Origin of the sequence: Pedobacter sp. Leaf41 (assembly GCF_001422545.1) — a bacterium.
In the GTDB taxonomy this organism is placed as follows: domain Bacteria; phylum Bacteroidota; class Bacteroidia; order Sphingobacteriales; family Sphingobacteriaceae; genus Pedobacter.
In genome coordinates this window covers 225,562-249,087 of record NZ_LMLE01000011.1, presented here as the reverse complement: position 1 = coordinate 249,087, position 23,526 = coordinate 225,562, and the positions used below count along the sequence as shown (strand labels likewise).

The 23,526-nt window shown below is 38.5% G+C and carries 22 protein-coding genes; 14 read left to right on the top strand and 8 right to left on the bottom strand.

Annotated elements, in window-relative coordinates; translation table 11 throughout:
* The first annotated feature begins 6 nt into the window (after positions 1-6).
* From ASE92_RS18745 to ASE92_RS18720, 6 genes are all read left to right on the top strand, one after another.
* Positions 7-996 (top strand): aspartate-semialdehyde dehydrogenase, encoded by a 990-nt coding sequence (locus ASE92_RS18745; protein WP_056851652.1) that lies wholly within the window; start codon positions 7-9, stop codon positions 994-996.
* Between the two features lie 39 nt (positions 997-1,035).
* Entirely contained in the window at positions 1,036-1,653 is a 618-nt protein-coding gene (locus ASE92_RS18740) for a CDP-alcohol phosphatidyltransferase family protein (RefSeq protein ID WP_056851651.1), read from the top strand.
* Positions 1,654-1,972: 319 nt separating this feature from the next.
* The gene (gene dacB, locus ASE92_RS18735) at positions 1,973-3,382 is read left to right on the top strand and encodes a D-alanyl-D-alanine carboxypeptidase/D-alanyl-D-alanine-endopeptidase (RefSeq protein ID WP_056851650.1); all 1,410 of its coding nucleotides are present in this window, start codon (positions 1,973-1,975) and stop codon (positions 3,380-3,382) included.
* Positions 3,383-3,384: 2 nt separating this feature from the next.
* Positions 3,385-3,744, top strand: coding sequence for a hypothetical protein (locus ASE92_RS18730; protein ID WP_056851649.1), 360 nt, complete (start codon positions 3,385-3,387; stop codon positions 3,742-3,744).
* A 37-nt stretch (positions 3,745-3,781) separates the two neighbouring features.
* Complete coding sequence (locus tag ASE92_RS18725; RefSeq protein ID WP_056851648.1) at positions 3,782-4,906, top strand: alpha/beta hydrolase-fold protein; 1,125 nt, start codon at positions 3,782-3,784, stop codon at positions 4,904-4,906.
* Between the two features lie 66 nt (positions 4,907-4,972).
* A complete protein-coding gene (locus ASE92_RS18720; protein WP_235527399.1) occupies positions 4,973-5,974 on the top strand; it encodes an FAD:protein FMN transferase in 1,002 nt (333 codons plus the stop codon).
* Between the two features lie 1,060 nt (positions 5,975-7,034).
* Here ASE92_RS18720 and ASE92_RS18710 read toward each other — a convergent pair.
* Genes ASE92_RS18710 through ASE92_RS18700 form a run of 3 tightly spaced genes read right to left on the bottom strand, consistent with a single transcriptional unit; the run spans position 7,035 to position 11,198 of the window.
* Positions 7,035-9,224, bottom strand: a complete 2,190-nt coding sequence (locus ASE92_RS18710; RefSeq protein ID WP_056851645.1) for a PepSY domain-containing protein — start codon at positions 9,222-9,224, stop codon at positions 7,035-7,037.
* 11 nt (positions 9,225-9,235) lie between these two features.
* The gene (locus ASE92_RS18705; protein WP_056851644.1) at positions 9,236-9,721 is read right to left on the bottom strand and encodes a DUF2271 domain-containing protein; all 486 of its coding nucleotides are present in this window, start codon (positions 9,719-9,721) and stop codon (positions 9,236-9,238) included.
* 4 nt (positions 9,722-9,725) lie between these two features.
* On the bottom strand, positions 9,726-11,198 hold the full coding sequence (locus ASE92_RS18700; protein WP_056851643.1) for an ankyrin repeat domain-containing protein: 1,473 nt from the start codon (positions 11,196-11,198) through the stop codon (positions 9,726-9,728).
* A gap of 236 nt (positions 11,199-11,434) precedes the next feature.
* On the opposite strand from ASE92_RS18700, the gene ASE92_RS18695 reads away from it, so the two are divergent.
* Positions 11,435-12,028, top strand: coding sequence for a dihydrofolate reductase family protein (locus ASE92_RS18695; protein WP_056851812.1), 594 nt, complete (start codon positions 11,435-11,437; stop codon positions 12,026-12,028).
* 23 nt (positions 12,029-12,051) lie between these two features.
* Here ASE92_RS18695 and ASE92_RS18690 read toward each other — a convergent pair whose 3' ends face one another.
* On the bottom strand, positions 12,052-12,738 hold the full coding sequence (locus ASE92_RS18690; protein ID WP_235527398.1) for an arylesterase: 687 nt from the start codon (positions 12,736-12,738) through the stop codon (positions 12,052-12,054).
* Between the two features lie 95 nt (positions 12,739-12,833).
* Between ASE92_RS18690 and ASE92_RS18685 the strand changes: the two genes are divergently transcribed.
* Complete coding sequence (locus tag ASE92_RS18685) at positions 12,834-13,523, top strand: ABC transporter ATP-binding protein (protein ID WP_056851641.1); 690 nt, start codon at positions 12,834-12,836, stop codon at positions 13,521-13,523.
* Complete coding sequence (locus ASE92_RS18680) at positions 13,501-16,050, top strand: ABC transporter permease (protein ID WP_235527397.1); 2,550 nt, start codon at positions 13,501-13,503, stop codon at positions 16,048-16,050. The genes ASE92_RS18685 and ASE92_RS18680 overlap by 23 nt, the downstream gene beginning before the upstream one ends.
* Before the next feature lie 262 nt (positions 16,051-16,312).
* On the opposite strand, the gene hxlA is transcribed toward ASE92_RS18680, so the two are convergent.
* Together hxlA and hxlB are read right to left on the bottom strand one after the other, a co-directional pair.
* A complete protein-coding gene (gene hxlA / locus ASE92_RS18675) occupies positions 16,313-16,945 on the bottom strand; it encodes a 3-hexulose-6-phosphate synthase (protein ID WP_056851640.1) in 633 nt (210 codons plus the stop codon).
* A gap of 29 nt (positions 16,946-16,974) precedes the next feature.
* Positions 16,975-17,607: a 6-phospho-3-hexuloisomerase gene (gene hxlB / locus ASE92_RS18670; RefSeq protein ID WP_200926459.1), complete on the bottom strand. Its 633-nt coding sequence runs from the start codon at positions 17,605-17,607 to the stop codon at positions 16,975-16,977.
* Between the two features lie 203 nt (positions 17,608-17,810).
* Here hxlB and ASE92_RS18665 point away from each other — a divergent pair, with 203 nt between their 5' ends.
* Both ASE92_RS18665 and ASE92_RS18660 read left to right on the top strand, forming a co-directional pair.
* Positions 17,811-18,674, top strand: a complete 864-nt coding sequence (locus ASE92_RS18665) for an AraC family transcriptional regulator (RefSeq protein ID WP_056851639.1) — start codon at positions 17,811-17,813, stop codon at positions 18,672-18,674.
* 89 nt (positions 18,675-18,763) lie between these two features.
* A complete protein-coding gene (locus ASE92_RS18660; RefSeq protein ID WP_056851638.1) occupies positions 18,764-19,306 on the top strand; it encodes a lipocalin family protein in 543 nt (180 codons plus the stop codon).
* Positions 19,307-19,330: 24 nt separating this feature from the next.
* Here ASE92_RS18660 and surE read toward each other — a convergent pair whose 3' ends face one another.
* Positions 19,331-20,071, bottom strand: a complete 741-nt coding sequence (surE, locus tag ASE92_RS18655; protein ID WP_056851637.1) for a 5'/3'-nucleotidase SurE — start codon at positions 20,069-20,071, stop codon at positions 19,331-19,333.
* A gap of 67 nt (positions 20,072-20,138) precedes the next feature.
* Between surE and ASE92_RS18650 the strand changes: the two genes are divergently transcribed.
* The 3 genes from ASE92_RS18650 to ASE92_RS18640 are packed head-to-tail and all read left to right on the top strand — an operon-like array spanning position 20,139 to position 22,605.
* On the top strand, positions 20,139-21,059 hold the full coding sequence (locus ASE92_RS18650; RefSeq protein WP_056851636.1) for a diacylglycerol kinase family protein: 921 nt from the start codon (positions 20,139-20,141) through the stop codon (positions 21,057-21,059).
* A gap of 42 nt (positions 21,060-21,101) precedes the next feature.
* The gene (locus tag ASE92_RS18645) at positions 21,102-21,284 is read left to right on the top strand and encodes a hypothetical protein (RefSeq protein ID WP_056851635.1); all 183 of its coding nucleotides are present in this window, start codon (positions 21,102-21,104) and stop codon (positions 21,282-21,284) included.
* A gap of 31 nt (positions 21,285-21,315) precedes the next feature.
* Positions 21,316-22,605, top strand: a complete 1,290-nt coding sequence (locus ASE92_RS18640; protein WP_056851634.1) for a gluconate:H+ symporter — start codon at positions 21,316-21,318, stop codon at positions 22,603-22,605.
* Here the strand turns inward: ASE92_RS18640 and ASE92_RS18635 are convergent.
* Positions 22,602-23,444 carry an alpha/beta hydrolase family protein gene (locus ASE92_RS18635; RefSeq protein WP_056851809.1) on the bottom strand — a complete coding sequence of 281 codons (843 nt, stop codon included), beginning with the start codon at positions 23,442-23,444 and terminating at the stop codon, positions 22,602-22,604. The two genes, ASE92_RS18640 and ASE92_RS18635, sit on opposite strands and share 4 nt — an antisense overlap.
* Between the last annotated feature and the right edge of the window lie 82 nt (positions 23,445-23,526).

Sequence of the window (23,526 nt, the reverse complement as noted above, 5' to 3'; positions counted from 1 at the left end):
TTTAAAATGAAAGTAGCAGTTGTAGGTGCAACCGGATTGGTTGGTACCGTGATGTTAAAAGTATTGGAGGAGAGAAATTTCCCTTTAACAGAGTTAATTCCCGTAGCATCAGAAAAGAGTGTTGGTAAGGAAATTACTTTTAAGGGTAAGAAGTTCCCAATCGTTAGCATGGACACTGCAATTGGCATGAGACCAGATATCGCTTTATTCTCTGCAGGAGGCAATACTTCATTAGAGCATGCACCTCGTTTCAAAGAGGCCGGAACAACCGTTATTGATAACTCTTCGGCATGGAGAATGGACCCAGCGGTTAAATTAATCGTTCCGGAGGTTAATGCGCACGAGCTTTCTATCGACAATAAAATCATTGCTAATCCAAACTGCTCTACCATTCAAATGGTAGTGGTTTTAAAACCGTTACACGATAAATACAAAATCAAACGTGTGGTGGTTTCTACTTATCAATCGGTTACTGGAACGGGCGTTAAAGCCGTTGAACAATTGATGAATGAGCGCAAAGGGATTGATGGCCCGAAAGCTTATCCTTACGAAATTGATTTAAATGTGCTTCCTCATATCGACGTTTTCATGGAGAATGGTTACACCAAAGAAGAAATGAAAATGGTTAAGGAAACCAATAAAATCATGAGCGATAACAACATTAAAGTAACCGCAACAACTGTTCGTATTCCGGTAATGGGCGGTCACTCAGAATCGGTTAACATCGAATTTGAAAACGATTTCGATTTAGCTGAGGTGCGTAGTATATTAGAAAAATCGCCGGGTATTATCGTTGTTGATGATGTAGCAAACTTAAAATACCCAATGCCAAAAGATGCACATGAGAAAGATGAGGTTTTTGTTGGTCGTATTCGTAGAGATGAATCAGCGCCGAAAGCTTTAAACCTTTGGATTGTTGCAGATAATTTGCGCAAAGGTGCTGCAACCAACGCAGTTCAAATTGCAGAATATCTGATTCAGAAAGAATTAGTTTAACTATAGCTTAAAGCCTCCGACCAAAACGGAGGCTTTTTTATGCGCTTTTCACTCATGAAAAACATTCCGATAGCATTAATATATTCCAGATTAGCTATCGGCTTTATCATTATTTTGCTTAGTGTTTTTCAGGTAAATCATTATTCTTTTTTCGCCATTTCTCTTTTAACCATAGGCTTGCTAACTGATGTTTTTGACGGTATCATTGCCAGAAAACTGAATATTTCTTCAGAAAAACTGCGGCGATTGGACTCGGGCATCGATCAAATTTTCTTTATTTCTGTTGCTGTAGCGACCTATATCCAATGTCCAGATTTTTTCAAAACCAACGCTGTTAAGCTGGCCATTTTAATCGGTGCCGAGGTAATGATTTATCTAATTAGCTATCTGAAATTTAAAAAAGAGGTTGCTACGCATTCCATCGGTGCCAAAATCTGGACTTTATCGCTATTCGCAACACTCATCGAAATTATGGTTCATTGCCAATCTGTGGTGTTATTTGAGCTTTGTTTGTGGCTTGGAGTAGTTACACGGATGGAAATCGCTGCAATAGTGTTCACCTTAAAAAAGTGGACAAATGATGTTCCTACAATTTACCATGCGGTTAAATTGCGCCAAGGAAAAAAAATTAAGCGCAATAAGCTTTTTAATGGATAGCATAACAAATTAACCTTTATTTTGGCAAGCAGTTTCGGTAGCTTTAAACTTACACTTGTCCTGCTCCCGCTTCTGCCGATAAAAATCGGCATCTCGCTTTGATCAGGTTGAGGTGGCGTGGATAGTAATCCTAACTGCGTAAAATAAACCCGGTGGAAACGGCAGCTCCGAATTTTTTATGAGGACTACAGTGCACAACGGGTCCGAAGCAAACCCAAGTACTACAGGTTTTGCTTTTCAAATAAAATAGTTTGGTACTATAATTATTGGCTTAGGCTTTCAAATAACTTTATATTTGTTCCTCTTCAATAGCTAGTTTATGCGTTTTAAAATATCCCTTCTTTTCGTATTTGTGCTCGTTGGCCATTTTGTTAATGCCCAAAACAAAATTCAAAACCTCGAAAAAGCTTTCAATAATTTATTGGCAGATGAGCAGGCGAAACATGCCCTCTTATCACTTTGTGTGTTAGATGCTAATAGCGGCAAAACACTGTTTGCAAAGAATGAACAAATTGGTTTGGCTACTGCATCAACATTGAAAACAATTACCGCAGCCACCGCTTTTAGTATTTTAGGCAAAGACTTCCAATTTCAAACTACCTTGGCTTACACTGGAAACATCACAAGTGATGGTATTTTAAAAGGAAATCTTGTGATTATAGGAAGTGGCGATCCCACGCTTGGCTCCTGGCGTTATCCAAATAAAGAAAATGCAGTTTTAACTCAATGGGTTGCGGCTATAAAAGCTGCAGGAATTAAAAAAATTGAAGGTTCGATTATTGGTGACGATAGCATTTTTGGAACACAAACTACGCCAGAAGGTTGGGTTTGGCAAGATATAGGAAACTATTACGGCGCAGGCACTTCAGGTTTAGCTTGGAGAGAAAATCAGTTCGACATTCATTTACGTCCGGGCGCTAGCACAGCTGATGAAGTTAAAGTTATAAAAGCTGTACCTGAAACGCCCTATATTAAGTTGGTAAATGAGTTGAAAACCGGTGCTTCCGGAACTGGTGATCGAAGTTATGCCTTTCTGCCGCCATACAGTAATGTAGCTTATTTACGTGGTAGTTGGGGAATGGGAATTGGCAAATCCGGTATCTCTGTTGCCACCCCTGATCCTGCCTTTGATTGTGCTTATCGGTTGCAGGACACCTTGAAGAAATTGGGAATTTCGACAAAGTTGGAAGCTACAACAGCAAGGCTCCTTGCTTTAAATAATCAGCCTATTTCATCTCTAAGCCAAAAAATAAGCACCATTAGTTCACCAACGTTAAGTGAAATCAGTTATTGGTTTTTAAAGAAAAGCATCAATTTATACGGTGAAACTTTGCTGAAAACAATTGCCGTAAAATCAGGAAAGCCAGCAACAACCGCCAAAGGTGCAGAAACAGAAATTAATTATTGGGCAGCAAAAGGAATCGATAAAACAGCTTTGAACATCATCGATGGTAGCGGACTTTCTCCTGGCGATAGAGTAACTACCTCAGCAATGGCCAACATTCTATTTCAAATTCAAAAAGAAAGCTGGTTTGCCGATTTTTATAAAGGTTTACCAGAATACAATGGCATGAAAATAAAAAGTGGAACGATAAATGATGTTTCTGCTTTTGCAGGCTATCATACCGACACTACAGGTAATAGATATGTAATTGTGATCAACATCAACAATTATAGTGGAAGCGGAATTAACAAAAAACTATTTAATGTTTTAAACCAACTAAAATAATTATGCCCTATTTTATCAAAAACCTCCAAACCGTAGATGGGTTAATCTCAAATTTGTACGGAAATGTATCTGTTGAGGAAATGACTAAAACAATTGTTTACCATTTAGAACAACAAGGATATAAAGTACAAGATCAAGGTTTTGGGAATTTAATTTTAGAGAAAGGCAGCAGGATACAACGCATTTTGCTGGGAGCGTTTGTAAAATATTTTAAATTCAGCGTGACCATGACACCTGCAGAGAAAAATGAATTAGTGGTCAATCTTTTCCAGCAAACTAGCGGCATGTCGGGTGGTTTAATAGGTATGAATCAAGTTAAAACTGAATTGGCCAGGTTAAACTTCGTTTTCGCCAACCTTTAAATTTGAGATATCAATTAATTACACCACCAAATTTATTATGACTGGAAGGCTATTCATCATTATTTTGCTTTTACCGGTCATTTCAATTGCACAGGTTAAGGTATTGCTAAATGTTAGTGTTCTTAAAAAAACACAAGATACGCTGTTCATTGCTGGCAGTTTTAACGATTGGAACCCAAGTAGTGAAGCTTTCATGTTAAAGCAAAAAGATAGCCTTACTTATGTAATCGAGTTAAATTTGCCAAAAGGAAATCATGAGTTTAAAATTACCCGAGGAAGCTGGGATAAAACTGAATGCCAAAAAAATGGCACATCAGTAGCAAACAGAATTTTAAATATGAATGTTGATACTGTAATGGATATAGAGATTGCAAATTGGTCGGATAATTTTAAGCAGGTTAAAGAAAAATATCATTTCGGCGACCATGTTCATCTTGTCGATTCTGCTTTTTATATGCCACAGTTGAATAAGCATCGTCAGATTTGGATCTATTTACCTAAAGGTTATTCAAAGTCTAACAAGCGTTATCCCGTTATTTATATGCAGGACGGTCAGAATTTATTTCATGCCAATCCGCCGAGAGCCGATGAATGGGCCGTTGATTCGATAATGGACAGCCTAATTCGTGAAGGATCAAAAGAAATGATCGTTGTAGGAATAGATCATGGTGGCAATGATAGGCTAAAAGAATATAATCCTTACGACAGTCAATACGGCAAAGGCGAAGGACAAGCATATGTTTCCTTTTTAGTGGAAACATTAAAGCCTCACATCGACTCGAACTACAGAACATTGAAAGATTTTGAAAACACCTCGATAGCCGGCAGCTCAATGGGTGGCTTAATTTCCCTGTACGCCATTGCACAGCATCCAAAAACATTTGGCTCGGCTGGCGTTTTTAGTCCGGCGTTTTGGTTGGCGCCGCAAATTTATACTGATGTGACTACTAAATTAAATGGCTTGAAACACAGCAAAATATTTTTTGTTGCCGGCGATAAGGAAGGATCTACGATGGTTCAGAACACGAAAAAGATGTATGATATTTTGAACTCTAAAGAAAAGAGTAAAAACATTGTTTTTTTGGAGAAAGAAGATGGAAAGCACACTGAATGGTTTTGGCATCGTGAGTTTGTCCCTTTTTATCAATTCATAGCAAAATAATAGTTCAGATCAGCTATTATAGCTTTCTAAATTTCAGTCACTCTTTACTACTTAAATATCATATCATTGAAAAGCAGCTTTATCATTTTTTTGGCACTCTTCCAGTTTTCAGCATCAGCACAAGTATTAAAGAAACGTACCACCTTGTTGATGGGCAGTAAGTTCGAAATTACTATTGTAGCTAAAGATGCCCTAACTGCCACACAAAATATTGATAGTGTGATCGCAGAAATCATCCGCATTGAATACTTAATTTCAGACTGGAAACCAGAAACACAAATTTCGGAAGTAAATAGAAATGCGGGAATTAAACCTGTAAAAGTTGACAAGGAAGTTTTTGATCTTACCAAAAGGGCAATTGACCTTTCGAAAATAACAAATGGTGCATTTGATATTAGTTTTGCAGCCATGGATAGGATTTGGAAATTTGATGGATCGATGACAGCCATGCCTGATGATGAAACTGTAAAAAAATCCGTCGAAAAAGTAGGTTATGAAAACATTATTCTTGATGGTTTAAATTCAACGATTTTTTTAAGGTTTAAGGGAATGAAAATTGGTTTTGGGGCATTAGGTGAAGGCTATGCTGCAGATCGATGTAGAAATATGATGCTTGCGAAAGGGATAAAGGCAGGCATTGTAAATGGATCTGGCGACATGAGTACCTGGGGGAAACCACCTAAATCAAAACATTGGGTAATAGGAATTACCAATCCATTTAATAAAGACAGCCTTTTTGCGGTAGTTCCGCTTAAAAGTGCTGCCGTTGTCACCTCGGGAAGCTATGAAAAATTTGTGGTGTTCAATGGAGAACGCTATTCTCATATCATTAACCCCGTTACAGGCTACCCAGCTACAGGTTTAACGAGCGTAACCGTATTTGGACCCGAAGCAGAACTTGCCAATGGTTTTAGTACCTCGATGATGGTTTTGGGGAAAGATAAAGCACTCGAACTGATCAAAGCGTATCCGAGTTACAGTTGTATAATGTTTGGTGATGATGGAAAGGTTTATCATTCCGAAAATATTAGTGAGAAATTGCTTAAGAAGTGGAAGGAGGGAATATAGGAATCTGGAAGTATAACCAGGTTTTCCGCATTTTTTCGGAGACCAGCTGAGGGTTAATTTATTTCATTAACCAATATTGATGAATTTTCTCCCGTGGTCTGTGTTTCCACAGACCATTACTGATTTGTTAGCTATTCGGCCTGTGAGAATACAGACAGAGGCGTTAAAAATTAAAATGCTTTCATACTAGCTGTGCGCATTCTACAAGAACCATCGGCATTGCGAAGGGGGCTTTCACGACTGCGGCAATCTTACCGTTTRCGCCGTAAATCCTACCACAATTTGCTTAGGGCAAAATAAGAACAGAGGCAGCTAAAAGCGTTTAATCCACTGAATGTTAAAACCTTGTCTTCTGGAGAGGGAGGCTACAATATTTGCCCAACTACTAAAAGCGTTTAATCCACTGAATGTTAAAACCTTGTCTTCTGGAGAGGGAGGCTACAATATTTGCCCAACTACTGCCTTTATTTTACCTCACCCCCGCCCTCTCCTTGAAGAGAGAGAGCTTTGGGGGGCTATAGCGTATACCAAAAAACCCTCCGCCAAAACCCACTCCACATATCCCAATACGCCATTGCGAACCGGGACTTTTGCGAGTGGAGCAATCTTTCTTACCTAAATAGATTGCTTGTCCCGAACGGTCGGGACAAGCTGTGCGCATTCTACAAGAACTATCGTCATTGCGAAGGAGGCTTTCACGACTACGGCAATCTTACCGTTTACGCCGTAAATCCTACCACAATTCTGAATGTTAAAACCTTGTCTTCTGGAGAGGGAGGCTACAATATTTGCCCAACTACTGCCTTTATTTTACCTCACCCCCGCCCTCTCCTTGAAGAGAGGGAGCTTTGGGCGGCTATAGCGTATACCAAAAAACCCTCCGCCAAAACCCACTCCACATATCCCAATATGCCATTGCGAACCCGGACTTTTGCGAGTGGAGCAATCTTTCTTACCTAAATAGATTGCTTGTCCTGAACGGTCGGGACAAGCTGTGCCTCGCAACGACGGAAACGGTGCCTAAACCAATGCTTTCTAGAAATATTAATTGAACTTCAGGCTAATAACAATCCATTAAAATCTGACCTCTCGATTGATAGTAACTGATACTTTTTTGCTGGTTTTGCTGACATAATCGATCCAATAACTCGATCACATCTTTTTGCATACTTAAAGAACCGCAAAGCATAATCACTCCATTATCTTTTAATGTTTGACAAACAAAAGACTGGTCTTTTAAAAGAAGATCTTTAACATATTGTTTCTCTCCTTCTCTCGAATAGGCTACGCGGAGCGATGTGAGCAGATTGGCTTCTTTATTGATCGCATTTTCGTAAAGTGTAAACGATGCTTTATTTCTAAAACCACAGTATAAATGAATATTCTGCACTTTACCGTGCTGATCTATCATACCTAAAAACGGCGCTATACCCGTTCCGTTTGAAACCATGATTACCGTTTTTGCCTTTGCAGGAAAGTGAAAATGTGCATTTTTAACAACCGCGGCCCTAAATTTCTCATCGATTTTAAGATCATGTAAAAAACCCGAACCTAAGCCACCGTGATGGAGTTTTACGCTTAACTGAACATCTTTATCCATTTTACCAATGGAATATAAACGTTCTCGATGATCGTTTGCCGGATAAACAGCTAATAAATCACCCGAAGTGAATTTTAATTTTTTTAGAGGCTTTAAGCGGATAATGAATGAAGTATCCTCATGGCTTGAAACTGTTTTATCTACTACTTGAAACTCCTGGGTTTTCACAGGTTTTAGGACAAGCAATTTATCAAGAGCACTCAGCTCGATATGAGAAGTCTGTGCCCATAAGGTTGCCCATCGGATAAAATCCTCTGGAGATCGATCGTTTACGGTATGGATTTCGAGCGATGGTTTTGCCCAAGCTTCATGAGACAAAGCATTGTTTACTTCGTAGCCAAACTTGCAAAAATCGGGGTAGGCGTGAGAACCAAAGGCAACTACCGAAAAATCGACAGTTGATAATTGTTTATGCTTTTGGAGGAGCGATTTAAACTTCGAAGCATTTGTCGGCGCATCTCCCTGACCGTAAGTTGCCGCAAAAATTAAAATGTGCTCGGCCTTTGGATAAACTTTGTAGTCATTAAGCTCGGCCATGAAGGCCCTTTTCCCATTCTTTAACAGCTGCTGTTGAATGGCATTGGCAAAACGAAAGGTACTTCCGTTTTCAGAGCCAACCAGTAAAATATATTCTGCCTGATCGAACTTGTATTTATTTTTGATACCGTTACGGCTGCGTTTCCACCAAATTACAAAACCCGAATAAATAAAGAACAGGATATTTGCCGAGGCAATAGCTAAAACAATCGCCCAGATGGCACTTCCCCTACCAGTATGTAAATCCATACTGAGGCTATTAAAAATGGTGGCTCTGGAGTAAGGTTGTTGGGTAATAATATCTCCCGTAACCTGATTCACGGTAATTTCCCTGTCGGTAAGTTTAAGCGTAAAATAATCTTCTACATCTTCTGAGAAGGGAAATTCGATTGATTGTAAATCGCTTAATGGGATATTTTTGAAAACCTCAAAATCGCTAATCGATTTTGCAGGAGCGGTTTTCAAAGCATCGAAATCAATTTTGTGCGTTATTTTTTCCTCCTTAATAATCCCGAATCGTTGTAACGAGAGATAGGTACCAGATAGTGAAATGATGATGATAGGAATTAACAGCAAACGCCCCAAAACAACGTGATAATATTGTGCAAAGCCATCTTTAACAATCTTTCCGAAAAATTTCTTTAGGCTGCGTTGGCGCTGAATAATCAAAACTGTACCAGATGTTGCAATAAGAAATAACAGAAAGGCAGTAATCCCAACAAAAAGCCTCCCGAGTTCATGCAGAAATAACGACCTATGTAAAGTAGTGGTCCACCTAAAAAATTCATTCTCTTTGGCTACTTTACCAAATGACTTGCCAGTTTCAGGATCGACATAAAAGTTCCCAGACTCCTCATTCGAGTCTGTTCCATTTACTTTTACAAATTGATTGGCATCAATGGTTACGTCAGCAATATCCGTATAGGATTTTTGCAATGTCGGGATGAGCTGTGCAACATTAAGCCGATTGAAATCTTTTGATTTATAAGGCTGAATCTTTTCAGCAACAGGCTTAAATGATAGGATGATACCTGTAACGGATGCAAGTGCAATAAAAAGAAAAGAAGATACAGCTAAAGCAAGGTGGCTGTATCTCCATAAAGAAATTGTCATTGAATAAGCTTTTAGTTAGGGCTTAGGCGCACGTACCTAATGTAACCCGTTCCTTCAGTTTTAGCGGCCAAACCTTCAGTAGTTAAAGGAATTTCAGCATCTTTAACATAGTATTTATTGTCTTCAACAGCAGTTTCGAAACGCAACTTGTAACCTTTGTTGATTTTTGCGGTTTCAATATCAAAAGTAGTTACACTTCTATCTCCACCCGTTACTGATGCGCCGGTAACAGCACTGATATTTGTTGGCTTACTTTTATAAGCTTTATGCCATTCTTTTAAATCAGGATACCATTTCTTATCTGATCCCATCACATAAAGTGTTTTTTCATAAGCGCCCTTTGCATCGATTAGCGATACCGCGATGTAAGCACCTTCACCTGTGTAGTTGGTCATTTGAACCATACACTTATATTTTGTAGTTTTTTGTGCCGTTGATAATTTAGGTAAGAATAGAATTAAAGCAAAAGCGAGGCACAGTTTATATATGTTATTCATTTTATTATTTCAAAAAGTCGATTGATACTTTATTTTTAGTTAAAAATTCGTTTTCGGTGGCTAAATCGTATGGGGTTTCTTTAAACTCTGTTGCTACATCTTTTTTCGCACCTACAGAAATTAAATATTTCAAAAGCTCGGTATCTTTAGCTGTCATTGCTGCTTTGTGTAAAGCAGTGTAACCCTCTTTATTTTTTAGGTTTACATCTACTTTGTAATCGGCAACCAGTTTTGCTAAAGCCAAATCGTTTTTCGCAACCGCTAAATGATACAAAGTATTGCCATTTGGCTGCACTGCGGCAAGATTAAGACCTTTATCAGTTAACACTTTTAGTTTAGCATTAAAGTCTTCCATACCACGAGGTCCATAAGATTGAAAAAGATAATAAGCCAGGTTATTTCCATCTTTATCGGCACCGTTAACATCAGCACCTTTGCTCAACAGAAAGCTTACCGCCTCTGCAGAATTACCACGAACTGCCATTGCCAATGCAGATATACCTTTCACATTTACCTGATTAATGTTTTTTACATTTTTGGCTAATAATTCCAAGGTAGCTAAATCTCTATTCCCTCCGGCTGCTGCCATAAAAGCAGTATTTCCCTCTTTATCTGCTGCATTCACATCCACTCCTTTTGATAGGAAATAGTTGATTACTTCTTCTTGCTTCGGTTTACGGGCTACATACGATAAAGCATTTTCTCCATTGCTTCCGATAACAGTTGGCTTTAATTTAAGGCTTTCCAAATATTGAAAAACGGCTATACCGTTTGAACTTCCTCTTCCACCCTGTGCAGCCATAATAAACGCATTGTCGTTATATTTTACGCCTTTTGCAATCAATTTGTTCATCAACTCGATGTTACCGCTTCTTGCCACATAGTTAAAAGCGGTGTTGCCAGCAGCATCGGTACTGTTTAAGCTTAATCCTTTGCCTACAAAATAATCCGTTAAAGCAAAGTTTTTATCATTGGCGATTCCGATTAATAAAGCATTTGCACCATCATGATTCAAATTAGTTTTTACATCAGCACCGTTTGCAATTAAAAGATCGTAAACTTTAGTATCAGCCTGGCCGCCGCCTGCTGCAAAGGTTAAGGGTGTTGCCCCGTGACTATCCTGAAGATTAACTTTAGCACCATTTTTTAACAGGTGTTCCATCACTGCCACATTTCCTCTAGATGCTGCCCAGAACAGATAAGTTCTGCTATCGTGAGTAATTTTATTCACATCATTACCAGGTTGCGATAAAAGGTATAAAATCGTTTCCGTTGGCGCATTATTGTTAATAGCCAACACAGTAGCATCAAACGACATTGGGTTTAATTGTGAAGGGTTACTGCCTTTTGCAATTTCTGCCTTAATTGTTGCTAAGTCTGTATTTCCTTTCCAAAAAGACTGATCAAAAAAAGTATTTTTCTGAGCCTGTGCAGTAAACGATGCCATTGCAAGAACAGCAATTAGGATTTTTTTCATTTCTAAGCTTAATAGTTTTGATTAACAAATTCGATAGCGCTCTGCAGTGCAAAAGAATTTCGGCTAAGTTAACAAGAATCATTCTAAATAATGCAAGTCACTTCCATTTATTTAAATTAATTATAATTAGTGAAGGGTTTTAGGAGCTGGTTTCCTGTTAAAAACTGAAAATAGATTTTTTATTGCTAAAAATTTTGACTAAAATTTGTCAATAACAGTGTTCTAAAAACATGATGATGAGAAAAATTATTATTTTATCGATGATTTCGTTAGATGGAGTAATGCAGGCACCAGGCGGTCCTGATGAAGATAATGCTGGAAAATTTAAATATGGAGGCTGGGTTGCCCCGTTCAACGACGAGATCTCTGGCAAAGAAATGCAAAAGAATATGGAAGCGTCTGATATTCTTTTGGGCCGAAAAACCTTTGATATTTTTGCTGGCTATTGGCCGGAGCGAGAACAAGGTTGGCCAGGAATTAATGAGGTAAACAAATATGTTTTGTCATCAACCTTAAAACAATCCACTTGGAAAAACACCAGTTTCCTTACCAATCTGGAAGATATTAAACAGCTTAAAAACACTAATGGTGGCGATATAAAGGTTTGGGGGAGCAGTAAACTTGTTCAATTATTGTTAGCGCACAACTTGGTTGATGAATTTATTTTGATGATCCATCCGGTAATATTAGGTAAAGGTAAACGACTCTTTAATGATGAAGCAAGTGCTACTTCATTTCAATTAATAGAAAGTGTTACCAGCAAAAAAGGGGTGATATTTGCCAAGTATCAAAGATTTGGCGAAGTTAAAACTGGAACTGTTTCAGATTAACAATGTTGACATCTGGGTTTTCACTACAAAAGTGGTTTCAACACCACCCAAACGTTTTCAGCTAAAATCTTGTCTCCTTCTGCCGTTGGGTGAATTCCGTCCTCCTGATTTAATTTTGGGATTCCACCCACTTTATCTAACAAAAAAGGAATGAGCGCCATATTATTTTTCCTGGCTAAATCGGGAAATATATTTTTGAAATCATTTGCGTATCTGGCGCCCATACTTGGTGGCATTTGCATACCGGCTAACACCATTTTAACATTTGGATATTTCGCTTTAACGGCATCAATAATATCCTGAAGATTTTTAGTGGTTTGTTTTACAGGCAACCCTCTTAAACCATCATTGGCACCCAATTCCAACACAAATATATCAATGGGCTGTTTCAACAACCAATCTATCCTACCTTTTCCGCCTGCAGATGTTTCTCCACTCAACCCGCCATTAATTACGGTGTAAGGTAAATTCAAAGAGTCGATTTTATTCTGAATTAATGCAGGAAAAGCTTCTGTTGGATCAAGACCATATCCAGCAGTTAAACTGGTGCCGAAAAAAAGGATGGTTTTCTTTTGACTGGCGCTTGCTGCTTGCTTTTGGTCAGCCGAATCTAAAGTTTTTTCTTCATTTCCGGTACGGTTATTATTTCCGCAGGAAGCGAATAGGATAGCCAAAACAAATAAACCAATAAAGCGTTTTCGTAACATCATATCTAATTTTTTCTCTAAGTAAAAACCATTATCTTAACAGGCAATGCCGGGGTTATGTTTGGTAAAGCATAGGTACAAAACTTTAATTCAAAAATTTGGAAAATATTTTAAACATTCGGAAAGTAAGTAAAATTTATAAAAACGCTGGGAGAGACCTTACTGTTTTAGATCAGATTAACTTTTCTATCGAGGCTGGTTCTACAGTTGCCATTACTGGACCTTCCGGAAGCGGCAAGACTACACTTTTAGGTTTATGTGCCGGACTAGACCGGGCGAGTAGCGGAACCGTTGAACTAAATGGTATAGCGCTCGAAAAGCTAAATGAAGATGAACGAGCTGCCGTTCGAAACCAATATGTAGGTTTTATTTTCCAAAATTTCCAGCTTTTGCCAACATTAACTGCATTGGAAAATGTAATGGTGCCTATGGAATTGAGAGGTGCTAAAAATATTAAAGTTCAAGCGATGGAACTGCTTGAAAAAGTAGGTTTGGCCGATCGTTCGCACCACTATCCTATTCAATTATCGGGTGGAGAACAGCAACGTGTATCGCTGGCCAGGGCTTTTTCTAATAAACCTGCAATTCTTTTTGCTGATGAACCTACCGGCAACCTCGATGCAGAAACCAGCGAAAAGGTAATTAAATTGCTTTTTGATCTGAATAAAGATTTCGGTACAACCTTGGTAATTGTAACCCACGATTTAGAACTTGCCGCCCGAACCAGCAGAACCATAAAAATTAAAGGTGGAGTAATTATTTCAGATGAAAACTCAACTTATGCCTAATCATATCCCCAAACAAAACATCAGTTTTTCATGGCTTTTCAAAATGGCCTGGCGAGATAGCCGAAAGAACCGATCAAGGCTTTTACTTTTTATCTCCTCCATTGTTTTAGGGATTGCTGCTTTGGTTGCGGTGTATTCTTTCAAGGATAATTTGCAACGCGATATTGACGCCCAGGCCAAAGAACTAACTGGTGCCGATTTAGTGCTCGACAGTAGAAAAGGAGTAAGTAAGGCGATGCAGAAGGTTATCGATAGTTTAGGCGATGAAAAATCGCAGGAAAAGACCTTTGCTTCGATGATCTATTTTGAAAACGGCGGTGGCAGCAGATTGGTTCAAATGAAAGCCTTAGAAGGGAATTATCCCTATTATGGATCAATTGAAACCCAGCCAGCGAGTGCGGCAAAACACTTTCAAGAAGACAGAACGGCTTTAGTAGATCAAACTTTGATGCTGCAGTTCAACACCAAAGTTGGCGATTCTGTTCAAATTGGCGATTTAAAATTTAAAATATTAGGATCATTAATTAAAGCGCCTGGGCAAAATGGAATTGCGGCAAGCGTAGCGCCAATTGTTTATCTTCCGTTAAAATATTTAGAGAAAACCAATTTGATAAAAACGGGAAGTAGAATTAATAATAAGTTTTATTTCCGTTACGATGATCCATCGGGTGTGGATGAATGGGTAAAAAAAAATGAGGTAAAACTCGAGAAGGAAGCTTTTGATGCCGATACAGTTGAATCTCGGAAAGAACAAACCGGCCGATCTTTTAAGGATGTAAATCGCTTCCTTGCGCTTTCGGGCTTTATTGCACTGCTATTAGGTTGCGTAGGTGTGGGAAGTGCCATTCATGTATACATTCAGGAAAAACTGAGCGCCATTGCCACTTTGCGCTGTTTGGGGCTAAAATCGCGACACGCATTTTTCATTTATCTTATCCAAATATTTTTTATTGGCTTAATTGCGGCTACCATTGGTGTTATCCTAGGTACGGGCATTCAGTTTTTATTACCATTAGTACTAAAAGATTTTCTACCCGTTGAAATTACTATGCAGATCTCCTGGCCGGCGGTTGGTCAAGGTCTACTGCTTGGCTTAATTATTTCGGTGTTGTTTGCTTTGCCTTCACTCCTATCAGTCAGGAAAATATCCCCGCTCAATGCTATCCGTTTATCTTTCGAAAAAACACGTAGCAAAAGCGATTTTTTAACCTGGTTGGTTTATTTGTTAATGGCTGCATTTGTGGTCGGTTTTACCCATTTGCAAATGAAAACCTGGGTACAAACTTTGGCTTTTACGGTAAGCATTGGCGTTGCCTTTATTTTGCTGATTATCCTTTCCAGGTTATTAATGTTTTTGGTAAAAACGCTAATTCCAAAATCATCGAATTACTTATGGCGCCAAGGCTTTGCCAATTTATACCGGCCTAATAACCAAACCTTAATGCTTACTGTTTCTATTGGCTTATCCACTGCTTTTATCGGCACATTGTTTTTTGTTCAGGGAATTTTAATAAGTCGGGTTACGCTTTCATCTGGCAGTAATCAACCTAACATGGTGATGTTCGATATCCAGAAAACACAAAAAAAGAGAATCGATAGCTTAACTCAAGCCTTTAAATTGCCATTGATGAATGAAGTACCCGTGGTTACGATGCGGATTGAAGATATCAACGGAAAAAAAGCCAGTGCAGATACCAATAATCGAAGGGCGTACAGGAATGAAATCAGGGCGACTTATCAAGACAGTTTAACCGCAGCTGAGAAAATTGTTAAGGGCAACTGGATTGGTAAAGTAAAGCCTAAAGAAACCATTTATATTTCTCTGGATCAGCGATACGCTGATCAAATTAACGTGGGCTTAGATGATAAGATTCTCTTCAACGTACAAGGCATGATGATTCCGACGGTTGTTGGAAGTTTAAGGGAGGTAAATTGGAGTAGGATGCAAACCAATTTCAGGGTTGTTTTCCCTGCTGGGGTATTAGAAGAAGCGCCACAGTTTCATGTACTCATGACCCGCGTACCTACAAGTGAACTATCGGCTAAATTTCAGGGTGAAGTGGTTAAAAACTTCCCGAATGTATCAGTTATTGATTTGGATCTGATTTTAAAATTGCTGGATGAAATCCTTGATAAAATTGGATTCGTTATTCAGTTTATGGCAGGTTTTAGCATGGTAACTGGCTGGATTGTTTTGGTATCAGCAGTTCTTACAAGCAAAAATCAAAGATTAAAAGAAAGTATTTTATTAAGAACACTTGGTGCAAGCAGAAAGCAGATTTTAGCCATTAATGCTATTGAATATTTCTTCTTAGGAGCCTTTGCAGCGGGGGCTGGTTTAATTTTGGCTATCGGCGGAAGTTGGGTTTTAGCTAAATTCAGCTTCGAGGCTATTTTCATTCCTCCCTTTTGGGCAACATTAGGCCTTTTCGGATCAGTTGTTTTTATTGTGGTAATTACTGGTGTGTTAAGCACAAGAAGTATTTTAAATCAACCACCGCTTAAGATATTAAGAACAGAAGGTTAATCAAAGGAACTTATAGATACAAGGATATTGCAAATACAATTATCCAGATAATACTGAAGACACTACCGACATATACGACTTGCATATGTTTTTTCAAGTTTTTTTTAATCAACCCAGCATAGATTAACCATCCAATAAACAGAGTAAAATAAAAAGGTACGAGGAAAAACAGCATATCTAAACCGTTAAGTGATATGCAAATATACAAAACGAGGTTGGTCTGTTGCCAACCTCTAAATTAAGTACGATTAACTGTATGAATTTAAGCAGCATCAATTGCTTCACGAAGTGCTTTTGCTGCAGCTGCAGGATCTTCAGCCCCATAGATAGCAGCACCTGCAACCACCACTTTTACGCCAGCTTTAACTACTGCTGTTACGTTTTCAATGTTTACGCCACCAGCTATTGAAACTGGAACACCCACTCTTGCAGCCTCATCTATTAGAACCTGAATAGAATAACCGGCTGTCCACTGCTCATCTAAACCAGCATGTAGTTCTACAAATTCAACGCCCAGTTCCGTCACTTCCTGTGCTCTTTTAACTCTATCAGGATAGCCAATGGTATCTACAACAACACCTTTCCCATGTGCTTTTGCAGCTTTTACTGCCCCTATAATAGTTGCATTTCCAGCTGCGCCCATTACGGTTACTAAATCAGCTCCAGCTTTGAAAGCAATATCAGCTTCCAGTTCTCCTGCATCAGCAGTTTTCAGATCCGCAAAAACCAATTTATCTGGATGGGCATTTTTCATCGCAGTGATTACGCTTGATCCAATATTTTTGATCAAAGGTGTACCCAATTCTATAATGTCGACATATGGTGCAACTTTCGCTGCCAAAGCCAATGCCTCTTCTGTTGTTAATAAATCGATTGCTACTTGTAATTTTGCCATGATTTGTTTTATAAATGATAAATATGATTTTACTCTAAATTAGAATGGTTCTTCCAAAGTACTTCTGCAGGCTTATTGCTTAATTTCCATAGAGATTGAAAAATGGCATCATTAAGCAATAAAAGAAATTGCTCGAAGAGGCTACCGGCATACTGATTTGAAATTTTCTTGCTATGATCCTGCTTTTCTGCTGCAGGAACAATTACAGCATGAGTGGCCAGCTCGGCCAATTTCGATGTTGAGTTTGTAGTTATGGCCACCAGCTTCGCCCCTGCTTCAATCGATTTTTCTGCTGATCTGACAATCGTTTCAGTGGTGCCCGATCCTGACGCAGCTATTAATAAATCGCCTTTTTTGATGGCGGGCGTAGTGGTATCTCCAACATAATAAACGCTAAAACCCAAGTGCATCAGGCGCATGGCTGCTGCTCGCATTGCAAAACCTGAACGACCAGCCGCAGTAATGAAGATATGATTGGCCTGTTGAATCTGATAAATAAAAGGGATGATTTGCTCAAGCTCCAGCCGTTTAGCTAGATTTAAATTCTCTTCTATAATCTGGTTCAAATTGGTTTGTAAACTCCATACCAGCTGCTGATTATCAACCGCATCCAATACCGTTATATCTTTTTCCATCTCTTCCATTAATATATTAACTTCCATTGCCAATGACTAATTCGTTGCCCAAAGGTAGATTTGACAGCTGCGTATTTGGTTATACTATCAGCCACTATTATGGTACAATAAGGAAATTCCATCCTTTAAAAGTCATAAATAGCTAATGATACTTGTTAAGTTTCCGAATAGTCCTCCATATGTTCCTTATTATCCAACTGTAAAGAAATTAAGTATTTAACTTTGTGATAATGAACACAGCAAGCGATTTCAATCTTGAAAAATCAGTTATTTACATCAGAAATTTAAATAACTGCCCACCGAGCTACCTCAACGATCCAAACCGCAAAGAATTTTTCGAAATCGTATGGTTGAAGAATGAGAATGCCTTACATGCCTTATCGCCCCACTCGGAAATTGATAGCAAGGGCGACTGGATTTATCTTATCCCACCCTATCGAGTTCATCAACTTAACAAAGCAGGGAAGACTGGCGAATTGATATCTTTCAAACGAACTGTGCTTGAGGGAGAGGATAAAGAATTTTTGTTAGATCTGTTTAAAATATTCAATGTTCAGGGAGAATTTTCCTGTCTAAGGCTTGATAAAGAAACCGCGAAGGAGTTAGGTTCGATTTATAGCCTGATAGAAAATGAATATCACAAACCAGAAAATAACTTAATTATTATAAAAGCATTACTTAAAGTTTTTATTTTAAAATTAATACAAGTCAAAGAGCACGATTTTACCAGCCAGGATATCAACCAGAAAAGAGTTTACGAATTTTTGATGTTGCTGGAGAGCAATTATCAACAAATTAGAAACACAGATTTTTACGCTGGTAAAATTGGAATCAGTTCGAAGCGCTTAAATCAAATTTTAAAAGATAAGCTGAACAAAACAGGCATGCAAATTATTCATGACCGTATTATTTTGGAAGCGAAAAGGAAAATCATCCATAGCGAACTTACCATTAAAGAAATATCTTATGATCTCGGTTTTTCTGACAGGCCTTATTTTAGTAGATTTTTCAAAAAACAAACCAACCAAACCCCCGAAGAATTCCAAAAACAAGCCAAAAACCATATCGAATCGAAATTTAACACTTTGATTTAGTTCAGCGTTAGGTTATCATTATGTTAAATATCGGTCTATCAAAAAACCTTTTTGCTAAACAGATGTTCAATTAATCTAAAAAGATACACATGAACACTAAGCTAAGAAATGCAATATTACTAGCCACTTTAGGCGTGATCATTATTAGTTATGCAAGTTGCAGTGTTTCTATTCCGCAAGGCGCTAAGGCCGTTAAACCTTTTCAAAAAGATAAATATTTAGGAACCTGGTATGAAATTGCCAGAATGGATTTTAAGTTTGAAAAAGATTTAAATAATGTAACGGCAACCTATTCGCTTAATGATGATGGAACGATCAAAGTTGACAATAAAGGCTACAACTACGTTAAAAAAGAGTGGAAGGAAAGTATAGGAAAGGCAAAATTTGTAAACGAAAACGATGAAGCAAGATTGAAAGTTTCCTTCTTCGGTCCATTTTATGCAGGTTACAATGTAATTGAAATTGATAAAGATTACCAATATGCTTTAGTTGTAGGAAATAACCTGGATTATCTTTGGATTTTATCGCGGACTAAAACGATTCCCGAAAACATCAAACAAGCTTATTTGAAAAAAGCACAGGGTTTAGGTTATCAAACAGCTGATTTGGTCTGGACAAAGCATGACCAATAGTCAACTATAAATCATGCTTCGTTTTTAGTGATTTACCTCAATAATATCTAGTTTACCCGATAGTTCGCTTTCATTGGTTAAATCTAACCGTAAAGGTGTAATGGATACGAAATCATGCTCCACAGCCCAACGATCTGTGTTTTCATCGGCTGGCTCGAGTGGGCTTACCGTGATCCAGAAATGCTTTCTACCCATCGGGTCTTCACCTGGAACCACTTGTCCATCATAAAGTCTAACGGATTGCCTGGTCCACTTTATATCTACCGGTTTCGGTGGGAAATTTACATTGTAAAGCCTCAAATCATCGTTTTGCAACAGAATTTGAAGTGTTTGCTCTACAAAAGGATCAATTGCGCTAAAATCGGGTTCCGTTTTACCAACAGGTGTACTTAAGGCAATTCCTTTAACACCTAAAAGCACCGCTTGCTTAGCGGCGGCTAACGTACCCGAATGCCACATGGAGTTACCCAAATTTGGCCCCATATTAATTCCCGATAGCACCACATTGGTATCAGGAAACATGTGCAGGCCCAAGGCAACACAATCGGCAGGAGTTCCATTTACACGAAAAGCATCAACGTTTTCAAATGTTATTGGCGATGATTTGATGGATAAGGGCCGCGAGTGTGTAATGGCATGCCCCATTGATGATTGTTCTACATCGGGAGCTACAATCCTTACTGTGCCGAAGCGCTGTGCAATTTTTGCTAAAGCTGCAATCCCCGGAGAATAGATACCGTCGTCGTTTGTGATGAGAATATTCATGATTAACGAGTTAAAATTATGTGCTATACTTTAAAACCTAATTGAGAGCGATATTGTTCCAATCAATATGAAAAAGGCAGATAAATTGGTTCGTTTGGTTCATAATCCAACCGCTGGAGCAGGGAAACATTCTAAAACGGAGATTGTAAAGATCATGAAATCCTACGGTTACAAGTGCTCTTATGTGGCCTCGAATAGTAAATCATTAAAAGATATAGTACCAGAAACCGAGTTTATTGCCATAGCCGGCGGCGATGGTACGATTCGCAAAACGATTATGAATCTGTTAAGTAAAAAGCTAAAATTTAAAAGGCCAATTGCTTTGCTTCCTTTCGGTACAGCCAATAATATTGCTACATCATTGGGAATTACTGAAGATGTTGGTAAAAACATTTCTACCTGGGATTCGTATAAACTTCGGAATTTTGATGTGGGTCAGGTGTTAGGTTTAGAAAAAGCAGCTTACTTTATTGAAGCTATTGGCTTCGGACTTTTTCCTAAACTCATAGAAACTTTAGAGAGTACCAATACCGATCATATTAAATCGGCTGAGGATGAATTTGAACTTGCGCTGGATACCTTACTGAAAATATCACAATCGTACCCGGCAATTTCTTGTAGGATAGAAATTGATGATCAAATAATTGAAAAAGATTGTTTGATGGTAGAAGTGATGAATATTTCCAGATTAGGGCCAAACCTAAAACTTAGTGAAAACGCTGATCCTGGTGATGGTTTTTTTGATGTTGTTATTGTTCCTGAAGAAAAGCGAAATGTAATGGGAAAATACATTCAGGATATTATTGATGGCAAAAAAACTACCTCCCCGATTAAGCCTATTCAAACCAAAAAACTAAACATCACCTGGAAAGGATCGGACATTCATATCGATGATGAAATTATAAATAAGGGCAAGGAAATCAACTTAACAATTTCATTATTACACAGCCTTTTAGAAATAATTGTGAATAAAGAGGAGTTAAAGTAAATTTTCTATCCGTATTTATTGTTTAAATAATACATTTACCACATGATCAGATTAAACAGTGAAACGCCTGATGATGTACTCCGGGATGTTAAAATTGGCGATATGGTAACCGATACCTTTAGTAAAACCGGCCTGGTGGAAAGCATTGAGATAGATGACGACGGTTTATATAAAATTTACGAATTTTATCTCGTAACGGGAAGAACAATCATTGTGAGAAAGTAAGTCTTAAAGATATTCCCTTAAACCAACAACCATGTCAATACTCATTCTGCTACTCGGAATTCTGGTTCTCTTTGTATTGATCTTAAAAAAGATTAACCCGATGATTGCCTTATTGGCAGTTGCTATTTTGACTGGTTTGTTCCTGGGTATGCCTGCTGCAAAAGTAATGAGTTCGATTACCAGCGGTGTCGGCAGTACGCTGGGCAGCATGGTAATGGTACTTGCCCTAGGTGCTATGATGGGAAAATTAATTGAGGATAGCGGTTCCGCACAAAGAATTGTATTTATTCTAATTAAAGCTTTTGGCAAAAACAATATCCAATGGGCGGTATTAATTACCGGACTCATGGTGGGTATCCCGCTGTTTTACAATGCCGGTTTTGTAGTACTTATTCCTTTGGTTTTCGCAATATCCGCTGCTACAGGGCTTTCGAAGCTTTACATAGGTTTACCAATGGCTACTGCTCTTTCGTTAACACATGGCTTTTTACCACCACATCCTGGTCCGGTTGCATTAGCAGGAATTTTTCATGCCGATATCGGCAAAACGCTTATTTACGGTTTAATTTTAACCTTGCCAATTGCCGCAGTTGCTGGTGTTCTCTTTCCGCGATTAATCATCAAAAAAGATCAGCCAATCCTATCCACTTTAGTTATCGAAGAAGGAAAAAATTTACCTTCGGCTGCCAGAAGTTTTATTACTGCACTGCTCCCGGTTTTTTTAATCGTTGCCGGAACCGCTGGAAGCAGCATAAGCTTTCCTTACGTTGGGAAAACCTTTTTTGTTTTCCTTGCAGATCCAACGGCAGCATTATTAATTTCTGTACTGATTACTTTATTTCTTCAACAGAACAGTATTGAGAGAGCAATGGAATCTTGCGCCGAAGGTGTTAAAAGCATCGCCATGATTATTTTAATTATCGCTGCTGGTGGTGCCTTTAAACAAATCTTAATTGACAGTGGCATGGGCGAGACGGTTAAAACTTTAACTGCAAACCTGAGTCTTTCACCATTAATTTTAGCCTGGCTAATTACCGCAGCACTTCGGGTTACACTGGGTTCGGCAACTGTAGCTGCACTTACCGCTTCCGGAATGGTTTTACCGTTAATTGGCCCAAATGCGCCTCCAGAGTTAATGGTACTTTCGGTTGGTGCCGGCAGTTTAATGTTCTCTCACGTAAACGATACCGGTTTTTGGATGTTTAAGGAATATTTTAACCTCACCTTAAAAGAAACTTTCAGCACATGGACCATGATGGAAAGTATCGTATCTATTTTAGGCCTGATTGGCGTTTTAGCTTTAAACCAGTTAAACTTTTAGTTATTGTTTTTATTAAAAAACTTACTGAAATACATCATTTGGTAAGCAACGGCACTCTCCCAATACTCAAAATTGTGAGCTCCTGGTCTTATTGTAAAATCGTGAGGAATATTGCGGGCCGTTAATTTATCATGCAGCGCCACATTAACATCATAGAAAAAATCGTTCCGGCCAACATCAAATATAATGGCCAGTTTATTCGGAATTAAAAGATGTGTTAAATTAATTACAGTATTGGCTTCCCAGCGATCGGGAAACTGGTTGTAAGGGCCAAGCCTTTTTGCAATATTCCAGTTTTCAGGAAAAGGTCTGATGTCGACTCCTCCGCTCATACTTCCACAGGCACCATAAACATCCTGGTGCCTGAAAGCAAGGTATAAACCTCCATGACCGCCCATACTTAAACCTGTTATTGCCCGCCCATTTCTATCTGCAATAGAACGATATTTCCGATCAATAAATTCGACCAATTCTTTTGAAACATAAGTTTCGTATTGATAGGAAGGGTCTACCGGACTATCGAAATACCAACTGGTTACTCCTCCATCCGGGCAAACAACCATCATTCCAAAGTTGTCTGCTAGTTTTTTTACAGCTTCTTTGTCTTTAGTGTTCAATAGCCAATCAGAATACTTACCCCCAGCACCGTGTAACAAATATAAAACCGGAAATCGTTTTGATAAGGCCTCATAATTTTGAGGTTTTACAACAACAGCTTTAATGTCTTTATTCATGACGTTGCTGTGGGTGAGCACCGTATCTACAGTTGCTGCAAAACTTAGCTGCGACGATAGTAAAACTATAATTATTGCAAGGCATTTGAATATTCCTTTTTTCATATCTGAAAGATGATTTTCAAACTGAAAGTAGAACATTTTCATCATAAAGCAAAATCACTTACGAGGCAGCTACCGAAATTTA